Source organism: Enterocloster sp. 210928-DFI.2.20 (assembly GCF_020554465.1).
In the GTDB taxonomy this organism is placed as follows: domain Bacteria; phylum Bacillota; class Clostridia; order Lachnospirales; family Lachnospiraceae; genus Enterocloster; species Enterocloster bolteae.
The window spans coordinates 87,806-95,790 of sequence record NZ_JAJCHK010000022.1 but is presented as its reverse complement, the minus strand read 5'-3'; the positions used below and the strand labels follow the sequence as shown (position 1 = coordinate 95,790).

General features: G+C 45.8%; 13 protein-coding genes. All 13 read right to left on the bottom strand.

All coding sequences use genetic code 11. The features are described 5' to 3' along the window. Positions 1 to 112: 112 nt before the first annotated feature. Positions 113 to 649, bottom strand: a complete 537-nt coding sequence (locus tag LI015_RS18735) for a bL17 family ribosomal protein (RefSeq protein WP_002566485.1) — start codon at positions 647 to 649, stop codon at positions 113 to 115. 217 nt (positions 650 to 866) lie between these two features. Beyond that, on the bottom strand, positions 867 to 1,829 hold the full coding sequence (locus LI015_RS18730; RefSeq protein WP_002566486.1) for a DNA-directed RNA polymerase subunit alpha: 963 nt from the start codon (positions 1,827 to 1,829) through the stop codon (positions 867 to 869). Between the two features lie 173 nt (positions 1,830 to 2,002). Further along, entirely contained in the window at positions 2,003 to 2,596 is a 594-nt protein-coding gene (rpsD, locus tag LI015_RS18725; RefSeq protein WP_002566487.1) for a 30S ribosomal protein S4, read from the bottom strand. Between the two features lie 26 nt (positions 2,597 to 2,622). Beyond that, on the bottom strand, positions 2,623 to 3,027 hold the full coding sequence (gene rpsK, locus LI015_RS18720; RefSeq protein ID WP_002566488.1) for a 30S ribosomal protein S11: 405 nt from the start codon (positions 3,025 to 3,027) through the stop codon (positions 2,623 to 2,625). A 95-nt stretch (positions 3,028 to 3,122) separates the two neighbouring features. Next, complete coding sequence (gene rpsM / locus LI015_RS18715) at positions 3,123 to 3,491, bottom strand: 30S ribosomal protein S13 (protein ID WP_002566489.1); 369 nt, start codon at positions 3,489 to 3,491, stop codon at positions 3,123 to 3,125. A 26-nt stretch (positions 3,492 to 3,517) separates the two neighbouring features. Then, positions 3,518 to 3,631 carry a 50S ribosomal protein L36 gene (gene rpmJ / locus LI015_RS18710; RefSeq protein WP_003497809.1) on the bottom strand — a complete coding sequence of 38 codons (114 nt, stop codon included), beginning with the start codon at positions 3,629 to 3,631 and terminating at the stop codon, positions 3,518 to 3,520. A 197-nt stretch (positions 3,632 to 3,828) separates the two neighbouring features. After that, complete coding sequence (gene infA, locus LI015_RS18705; RefSeq protein WP_002566490.1) at positions 3,829 to 4,047, bottom strand: translation initiation factor IF-1; 219 nt, start codon at positions 4,045 to 4,047, stop codon at positions 3,829 to 3,831. Between the two features lie 13 nt (positions 4,048 to 4,060). Continuing rightward, positions 4,061 to 4,324, bottom strand: coding sequence for a KOW domain-containing RNA-binding protein (locus LI015_RS18700; protein WP_002566491.1), 264 nt, complete (start codon positions 4,322 to 4,324; stop codon positions 4,061 to 4,063). A gap of 14 nt (positions 4,325 to 4,338) precedes the next feature. Further along, on the bottom strand, positions 4,339 to 5,085 hold the full coding sequence (map, locus tag LI015_RS18695; protein ID WP_002566492.1) for a type I methionyl aminopeptidase: 747 nt from the start codon (positions 5,083 to 5,085) through the stop codon (positions 4,339 to 4,341). Between the two features lie 3 nt (positions 5,086 to 5,088). Beyond that, positions 5,089 to 5,733: an adenylate kinase gene (locus tag LI015_RS18690; RefSeq protein WP_227125984.1), complete on the bottom strand. Its 645-nt coding sequence runs from the start codon at positions 5,731 to 5,733 to the stop codon at positions 5,089 to 5,091. Positions 5,734 to 6,015: 282 nt separating this feature from the next. Further along, the gene (gene secY / locus LI015_RS18685; RefSeq protein WP_002566494.1) at positions 6,016 to 7,332 is read right to left on the bottom strand and encodes a preprotein translocase subunit SecY; all 1,317 of its coding nucleotides are present in this window, start codon (positions 7,330 to 7,332) and stop codon (positions 6,016 to 6,018) included. Further along, positions 7,332 to 7,772 (bottom strand): 50S ribosomal protein L15, encoded by a 441-nt coding sequence (rplO, locus tag LI015_RS18680; protein WP_002566495.1) that lies wholly within the window; start codon positions 7,770 to 7,772, stop codon positions 7,332 to 7,334. Before rplO ends, secY begins: the two co-directional genes overlap by 1 nt. A 25-nt stretch (positions 7,773 to 7,797) precedes the next feature. Continuing rightward, entirely contained in the window at positions 7,798 to 7,980 is a 183-nt protein-coding gene (rpmD, locus tag LI015_RS18675) for a 50S ribosomal protein L30 (protein ID WP_002566496.1), read from the bottom strand. Between the last annotated feature and the right edge of the window lie 5 nt (positions 7,981 to 7,985).

Here is a 7,985-nt window from a genome sequence, read left to right as displayed (position 1 = left end):
ATAGAATTGGGGCGGGATTTTAACAAATCCCACCCCAACTATTGACAAAGAGCCCTAAAAAAACTGCAGACACGATTACCGTATCTGCAGCCTTCTGCACGATTCAATGGAATTATACTAACTCAATCAGAACTTCCATAGCGCCATCACCCTTACGCTGGCCAATCTTAACGATTCTGGTGTAACCACCATTACGGCCTACGTACTTTGGAGCAACGTCGTCAAAAATCTTAGCTACCAGGTCAACAGACTTGGTATTTCTCTTCTTTCCTGCTGCGGCAGCCGGAACTTCGGTCACTCCGTAGAGAACCTTTAACATCTGCCTTCTGGCATGCAGTCTGGAAGGCATATCTTTCTTGATTTCCTTCTCTACTTCATCGTATACGGTAACCTTCTTGCCGTCTACAACTTCCTTAACCCTCTTGCCGTCTTTGTCCTTGCGGGCAACCTTAGCGGTAACCTTTACAGTCTCGAAGTTATCCTTCTCCTTAACTGCCATGGCAATCAGACCTTCTGCAACCTTGCGGATTTCCTTTGCACGGGTCTCAGTTGTCCTGATATGTCCATGATATAACAGTGCTGTTACCTGGCTTCTGATTAAAGCCTTTCTCTGATCGGAAGTTCTTCCTAATTTTCTATATCCTGCCATTGTATTTTCCTCCATTATTGTGGAACACCTTCACCATGCTTCTTTGGACTTACTGGTATTGGCGTTTTCGCCCACTTATTCTATTTGGCTCTCTCAGTCATGCTTCTTTGGACTTACTGACCGGGAGTAAAGCTCCCTCACTTCGTTCGGTCTGTGCGGGAAACGCAAACTCCGCTTCGCTTCGTCTGCGCAGCGCTCCCTCACTGTGTTCGGTCGCTTAGTTGTCGTCGCTTGGATTTAGCTGTAAGCCTAATTCCTTTAACTTGGCCAGTACTTCCTCTAAGGACTTGCGGCCTAAGTTACGAACCTTCATCATGTCCTCAGAAGTCCTGTTGCACAGCTCTTCCACTGTGTTGATGCCGGCTCTCTTCAGACAGTTGTAGGAACGAACGGAAAGCTCCAGTTCGTCGATATTCATCTCAAGCACTTTCTCTTTCTCATTGTCTTCCTTCTCTACCATGATCTCAGCGGTCTTGGCATTCTCGGAAAGGTCAATGAACAGATTCAGGTGCTCGCTTAATACCTTTGCGGCCAGGCTGACAGCCTCATCGGGAGCCAGGGTGCCGTTGGTATAAATCTCAAGTGTAAGCTTATCGTAGTCCGTCTGCTGCCCCACACGTGTATTGGCTACTGCCATGTTCACGCGCTCCACAGGAGTGTAGATGGAATCAACTGCTATGACCCCGATTGGTAAATCGTCGTTCTTATTCTTATCGGCGCTGATATAGCCGCGGCCCTTGGTGATGGTAAGTTCCATATAGAACTTGCTGTCCGTGCCGCCGCTTAAGGTGGCGATAATCTGATCCGGATTCATGATCTCGATATCAGCATCTGCCTGGATATCAGCTGCAGTAATTACACCTTCGCCTTCAAATTCAATGTATGCAACCTTGGGCTCATCGGTATCGCTGTTGTTCTTAATCGCTAAGCTTTTGATGTTCATAATAATTTCAGTCACATCTTCCTTAACTCCGGGAATAGAACTGAACTCATGCAAAACGCCATCGATTTTTACCTGACTCACTGCGGCTCCGGGTAAAGAAGAAAGCATAATTCTTCTTAAGGAATTGCCCAGCGTAGTGCCGTAACCTCTCTCAAGTGGTTCAACTACAAACTTGCCGTATCTCTTGTCTTCTGAAATCTCTGCGATTTCAATGTTTGGTTTTTCAAAATCGAACACTAATAGCCCCTCCTTTTTGGGTTTCTATCAAATCTCGAGGGAAATAAAGCACTGCAAAGCAGTGCACTGCCCAAACACAGCCCAAGGCGTAAGTTCGGGTTTTTCATCCTGCAAAGTACGCCTGCCCTATAAAGGACAGGCATACCTTGTACAATTTATAATCAATTGTAGGATTACTTGGAGTACAACTCGACGATAAGCATTTCGTTTACTGGAACATCAATCTCATCCCTGGTTGGCATTTCCTTAACAGTACCGCGCAGGTTCTCCTGGTCTACATCCAGCCAAGCCGGAACCATACGTCCGCCGGTTACTTCCAGGACGTCTTTGTATCTCTGTGCGGATTTGTATTTCTCCTTCACTTCGATGACATCTCCAGCCTTAACACGGTAGGATGGAATGTTCACTGGCTTGCCGTTAACCAGAATGTGCTTATGGTCAACAATCTGTCTTGCTTCCTTGCGTGTACGGCCCAGACCCATGCGGAACAGAACGTTGTCCAGTCTGCACTCTAACAGGATCATCAGGTTAGTACCTACCATACCGTTCATCTTGGATGCCTTAGCATAGTAATTACGGAAAGGTTTCTCTAATACACCGTAAATGAATTTGGCTTTCTGCTTTTCTCTTAACTGCATGCCGTATTCACTTAACTTTTTGTTTGTTCTCTTGGATTCTCTGTTGGACTTTTTATCAATTCCTAAATAGATTGGATCCAGACCAAGGGATCTACATCTTTTAAGAACAGGAACTCTATCTACTGCCACTTTAATTACCTCCTAATTAAAATCAATCAGACTCTTCTACGTTTTGGCGGACGGCATCCGTTATGTGGAACTGGTGTCACGTCCTTAATGCTGGTTACTTCCAATCCACATGCCTGAAGGGCACGGATTGCTGCTTCACGTCCTGAACCAGGACCCTTTACCATAACGTCTACGGATTTTAAGCCATGTACGAGAGCTGCCTTAGTAGCAGTTTCTGCCGCCATCTGGGCTGCATATGGAGTAGATTTTCTTGAACCTCTAAATCCAAGACCACCGGCACTAGCCCATGAAAGAGCGTTACCCTGCGCATCAGTTAATGTAACAATTGTGTTATTAAAAGATGACTGGATATGTGCCTGTCCGCGTTCAACGTTTTTCTTTACACGCTTTTTTGTCACTTTTTTAGCTGTAGTGGACACTTTTTTAGCCATTTTAAACTAACCTACTTTCTCATTTTCTTGAATTCGCTCTTCCTGTTTTTAAAACATGTAAATCGAATTCGGTTACAATGTTGCTAATGAAATTCTTACTTCTTCTTGTTTGCTACTGTCTTCCTCGGACCCTTGCAAGTTCTGGCGTTGGTCTTTGTCTTCTGGCCACGAACCGGCAGGCTCTTTCTATGACGGATTCCTCTGTAGCATCCAATTTCCTGAAGTCTCTTGATGTTCATAGCAATCTCTCTACGAAGATCACCTTCAACAGTCTGAGTCTCAGCAATTGTGTTAGCCAGCTTTTTTACCTCATCATCGGTTAAATCCTTAACGCGAGTGTCTGGGTTAACGCCAGCTGCCGTTAAGATGCGGTTGGAGCTTGCTCTACCGATACCGTAGATGTAAGTAAGACCGATCTCAACACGTTTTTCTCTTGGTAAGTCAACACCTGAAATACGAGCCATGTGTGTAGTACACCTCCTAATTTTAATTAACCTTGTCTCTGTTTATGCTTTGGATTTTCACAAATTACTCTGATACTGCCTTTTCTCTTTATGATCTTGCATTTTTCGCAGATCGGCTTTACGGATGATCTAACCTTCACAGTAATTCTCCTTTCTATAGACCAACAAAGTTGCTAAAGCATTATATCAAACATTTGCCAATAATGCAAGCACTTTTTTATCTATGGTGTTTTATGTTCTTTTCCGGGGCAGGCGGTGTTTGACATCACTGGCCTGCTGGAAAACGGAACTCTTTCTTTACTCTGTCTTTATTCTGTCACCAGACAGCCTGTATACCTTATTTATCTCTCCAGATGATTCTTCCCTTGGATAAATCATAGGGTGACAGCTCAATGGTCACTTTATCTCCTGGCAGGATGCGGATATAGTTCATACGAAGCTTTCCGCTGATGTGTGCCAGTACCTGATGGCCGTTCTCCAGTTCAACCTGGAACATGGCGTTGGGTAATTTCTCAATTACGGTTCCCTCAATTTCAATTACGTCTGCTTTTGACATTCTATTTTACCTCCTACTGCCTGCGGCTGCGGATGAAGCCTGCTATCTCCTCATCCCTCACCGCCGCGCCTTCTGTAAGCTTCTTCCTTAAGGTTTCATCGTGCTCATGTATGAGCTGCAAGTGTTTCCTGTTCTTGCGTTTCTGTTTACTTAAAGGGTGTTTCCTGCCATCTGACAGATAAACATATTCCCCTTGGACACTGATTATGATATACAGTTCATTTTTGTCGTGGCCTGCTAAACTCTTTACCAGGCCGGCTTCCTTAAACTCTACCATAGGGCCACCTCAAACTACAGCGATAAAATCTCAGGTTCGCCATCCGTAATCAGGATGGTGTTCTCATAATGGGATGCCAGAGAGCCGTCCTCTGTCACAACGGTCCAGCCGTCATCCTCCCATACTACATCATAGCGCCCTGCAGTAATCATAGGTTCAATTGCGAGTGTCATTCCGGCAGCCAGCCTGATGCCTTTGCGGCGCTGGGCGAAATTGGGAATCTCCGGTGCTTCATGCATCTCCGTACCGATACCGTGACCTACCAGGTCCCGGACCACTCCGAAGCCAAAGCTTTCTGCATATTCCTGAATGGCTTTGGAAATATCATTGAGATGATTGCCAGCTTTTGCATACTTTATACCTTCAAAAAAGCTCTGCTGCGTCACCTCTACCAGTTTCCTGGCCTCCCCGCTCACTTCTCCAATCATATGGGTTCTGGCTGCATCGGACTGATATCCCTTCCATATAACACCTGTATCCAGGCTGACGATATCTCCTTCTTCCAGATAGCGGTGCTTATCCGGAATGCCGTGAACCACCTCATCGTTAATAGATATACACACAGATGCCGGAAAACCCTGATAATTCAGAAAGGATGGAACACATCCATGACTTCTTATCATATCTTCACACATCCGGTCGATTTCTTTGGTAGACATTCCCGGTACCAGGGTCCTGCCAAGCTCCTCATGAACCTTGGCAAGTATACGCCCTGCTTCCCGCATTAATTCAATTTCCCGTTCTGATTTAATCGTTACCATTCTTTATGCTCCTAAAATCCTGACAATGGCCTGGAATACTTCTTCCATATCCAATGTGCCATCTACCTCGGCTAAAACGCCTGCCTTTTTATAATACTCTATGAGAGGCTGGGTCTGGTTATGATAGACATCAAGACGCTTCTTAACAGTTTCAGGTTTATCATCATCCCTAAGTACCAGCTGCTGGCCGCATACATCACAGATTCCTTCCTTTTTAGGAGGATTGTATACGATATGATATGTTGCCCCGCAGGAAAGGCATGCGCGGCGTCCGGACATACGGTTTATGATGTTCTCATCCGGAACATCCACGTTGATTGCATAGTCAATGGCCTCACCCATGTCGCCCAGAGCTTTTGTAAGGCTCTCTGCCTGGGGAATAGTCCTTGGGAATCCGTCCAGCACATATCCGTTTTTGCAGTCCTCCTCATGGATGCGGTCCAGCAGCATGCCGATGGTGATTTCATCCGGCACAAGACCGCCTGCATCCATATAGGACTTGGCTTTCATGCCCAGCTCCGTGCCGTTTTTAATGTTGGCCCGGAAAATGTCCCCGGTAGAGATATGGGGAATCTGATATTTTGCTGCAATCTTTTTTGCCTGAGTGCCCTTGCCGGCACCAGGTGCGCCTAACATGATAATCTTCATAAACCCAGTCCTCCTCGTTATGAGCACTTAGTGGCCGTATTTTGGCCGCTTACGTGCGATACATGTCACCTCCACTTGGTGAGGTCTTCCACGAGCCAGTGGAGTGGCTCGTTATGAGCACTTAGTGGCCGTATTCCGGCCGCTTGCGTGCAATACATGCCACTGGCACTTGGCGAGGTCCCCTCACGAGCTTAGTGCAGCGGCGCGTTATAAGCTATAAATACAACAAATCCGCCCCTGTGGAATACCACAAAGGCAGATTGATTGATTCAACTGTGGTTGTTAATCGTTCAAAAATCCCTTATAATAACGCACAAGCATCTGAGATTCTACTGCTTTGATTGTCTCAAGCACAACGCCAACGATAATAATCAGGGACGTTCCGGAAAATGAGATTCGGCTGACGTTGAGTAAACCGGACGCAAGAATCGGAACAATCGCAATCACTATCAGGCCGCATGCACCAATAAAAACAATATAATTCAATATCTTATTCAAATAATCGCTGGTTGGCTTGCCAGGACGAATGCCCGGGATAAAGCCGCCCTGCTTCTTCATGTTATTGGCCACTTCCAACGGGTTAAACGTAATGGACGTATAGAAGTAAGCGAACATAATCAGCAATGCAATATAAATCACCAGACCGATGGAGTATATAGGATACTCAGGCCTGCACCATGAACCCGAATTGAGCACCATCAGAATCTTACTGCCGATGGAGTTTGGATCAATCGTAAAGAACTGAGAAATCACCACCGGGAAGGACATGATGGAAGAAGCAAAGATTACCGGCATAACGCCTGCGGTATTTATCTTCAGTGGGATGTTGGAAGCCTGTCCGCCAACCATCTTACGGCCAACCATCTTCTTGGAATACTGGACCGGAATTCTCCTCTCGGCATCGTTCAGCACGATAACGAAAACTACCATAGCCAGGATAATCAGGGCAATCACTACAACGCTGAAAATCATCTTTGTAACCGTCTGTCCGAAGATAAAGCGGTAATAAAGAGTTTTCATATCATCCGGCACACTGGACAGGATGTTGAATAACAGTACGATTGAGATACCGTTTCCAACGCCCTTTTCCGTAATCTGCTCGCCGATCCACATGAGCAGGGCACTGCCCGTTGTCATGGTGACGATGGCGATGATGATGTTCCATGCGTTATAATCTATCAGAAGTCCCTGACGTCCGAAGCCGATGGCCATGGCACTTGATTCAATCAGTGCCAGGCCCACGGTGGTATAGCGGGTGTATTCCTGAATCTTCTTTCTTCCGTCCTCGCCATCCTTCTGCAGCTCTTCCAGTTTTGGAATTGCAATGGTCAGAAGCTGGATGATGATGGAAGATGTGATGTATGGCGTAATGCTCAGGGCAAAGATGGACATGGATGAAAATGAACCACCTGTCATGGCATTAAAGAAGCCAAACACATCCGTTGTCTGTTTCGCAAACCAATTCGCAAAGAACGATGTCTCGATTCCCGGAATCGGCAGCTGGCTGCCAAAACGGATGACTACCAGCATCATGAAGGTATAGAGAATCTTAGTGCGAAGCTCTTTTACCTTGAATGCATTTCTGATCGTTTTAAACATTAGATCACCTCGCAGGTTCCACCTAAAGCTTCGATTTTAGATTTTGCACCTTCACTGAATGCATTAACCTTAACGGTCAGCTTTTTGGTTAATTCTCCATTTCCAAGGATCTTTACACCATCTCTTGGGTTCTTAACGATTCCTGCCTCGATTAAGGTCTCAACCGTAACCTCAGCATCATTATCGAACCTTTCCAGAGCGCTTACGTTAATACCAATAATGGTCTTAGAATTCATATTAGTGAAACCACGCTTTGGCAGACGTCTGTATAAAGGCATCTGTCCGCCTTCAAAGCCAGGCCTTGTTGCTCCGGAACGAGCTTTCTGACCCTTATGGCCCTTACCTGCGGTCTTACCATTACCTGAACCATGGCCACGGCCTTTTCTAAAATTATCGCTATGCTTTGAACCTGCAGCAGGCTGTAAATTTGACAACTCCATGACTGCACCTCCTTACTCTATATGATTAGACTTCTTCAACTTTTACTAAATGCCGCACTGCTGCGACCATGCCTCTGACAGCGCCATTATCTGGCATTTCAACCGTCTTGTGCATCTTGGTCAGTCCAAGAGCCTTAACCGTTGCTTTCTGCTTTGGAACAGCACCGATAGGGGACTTGACTAATGTGATTTTTAATTTCTCTGCCATGTCTT